The organism is uncultured Sphingorhabdus sp. (assembly GCF_937872355.1).
In the GTDB taxonomy this organism is placed as follows: Bacteria; Pseudomonadota; Alphaproteobacteria; order Sphingomonadales; family Sphingomonadaceae; genus Sphingorhabdus_B.
In genome coordinates, this window is the sequence record NZ_CALMSV010000252.1 from 1 (window position 1) to 1,176 (window position 1,176).

At 59.4% G+C, this 1,176-nt stretch carries 2 protein-coding genes; one reads left to right on the forward strand and one right to left on the reverse strand.

The annotated features are described in order from the left end of the window. On the forward strand, positions 1-381 hold a 381-nt coding region (locus tag Q0239_RS16085), incomplete at its 5' end, for a hypothetical protein (RefSeq protein WP_298604759.1). Positions 382-657: 276 nt separating this feature from the next. Here Q0239_RS16085 and Q0239_RS16090 read toward each other — a convergent pair. Continuing rightward, on the reverse strand, positions 658-867 hold the full coding sequence (locus tag Q0239_RS16090; protein WP_298604762.1) for a cold-shock protein: 210 nt from the start codon (positions 865-867) through the stop codon (positions 658-660). Positions 868-1,176 lie beyond the last annotated feature (309 nt).

Sequence of the window (1,176 nt, forward strand, 5' to 3'; positions counted from 1 at the left end):
GCGACAGACGCCGACCTTCTCGTCGGGAGCTTCGGTTGCCGTGCGCGTCGCGCGCGCATCCCGATAGCTGAACACAATATGATCGTGGACGAAATCGCAAATCGCTTTGACCCGATCCCACCCTGGTCTTGCCTTGCCGAACAGTTCCCACGAGCGATCGAGCAATTTCTCGGTCTCGCAGAAACGGCTGGGCAGCAGGAATATCAGAGCGTCGTCCGGGAGCCGCTCGACCGCAACCTGTCCGGCTTCTGGTGCCGTTCGGTCTGCCTCTCCGCTATCTCGGACAATCGAGTCGCAGTGGATGCGAACTCGACCGGATGGGGCCACCAGCCGGGTGCACCAATTGCCAAAGGCGTCGCGATAACCGGAGATGCTCGCTGAAGGCTCGATGCGGGGACTATCAGGCTGTTCCAGGTCCGCGGATCTCGTGTGATGAATGCAGAGAGCCAGGATGCAAGGCGTGGGCTGCGGGAAATTATAGCGGAACTCGTAACCTACGCGAAACTTCACGAGCACCTCACGGTTGCGGCGACTCCAGCTGGCGTCGCATGCCTGACGGCCGAGATTCACTCACGTCGGCTACGCGTCGTTCAGCCGACCGTCGGGAACGGCCAACGGGACAGGTGCTTGAACGGCGCCTGCCCCGCAGCATTGCCGTTAGGCGGGCTGGATCGTGTTGACCGCGACCTTGCCGGAGCGGCTGTCGCGCGCGGTGTCGAAGGAGACCTTCTGGCCCTGATTGAGCCCGCTCATGCCGGCCCGCTCCAGTGCAGAAGCATGAACGAATACATCGCTTTCACCGTTGTCGGGCGCGATGAAGCCGTAGCCCTTCTGGTCATTGTAGAACTTTACGGTACCAGTGATCATGAGATTTCCTGTCTATGTCTACGTGCGCACGCCAGCACGCCCGCGTTGCGCGCGGGTCGGCTGGTTCGATTCATGGTGATATTTTGAGACTGCGCTCGGCTGTCGCCAAGGCAAAGGGCCCGATATCCGGCCATCATCGATGGCGTTGTCTAACACAAGGGGCACATCAACACTAACGAAATCCAAGCCAACAAATGCGCAGCACAAGGTCATTCCGGCATGGCGACAGATAAAACTCGCTCGCTCACTCATCCATGATATGTGTCCACCACCGAAATCGGAGAGCGAATATTTTGGCGCAAGCAAAAT

Coding starts and splice junctions, on each gene's coding strand:
- Q0239_RS16090 (WP_298604762.1), bottom strand. CDS start 867: ATGATCACTGGTACCGTAAAGTTCTACAATGACCAGAAGGGCTACGGC.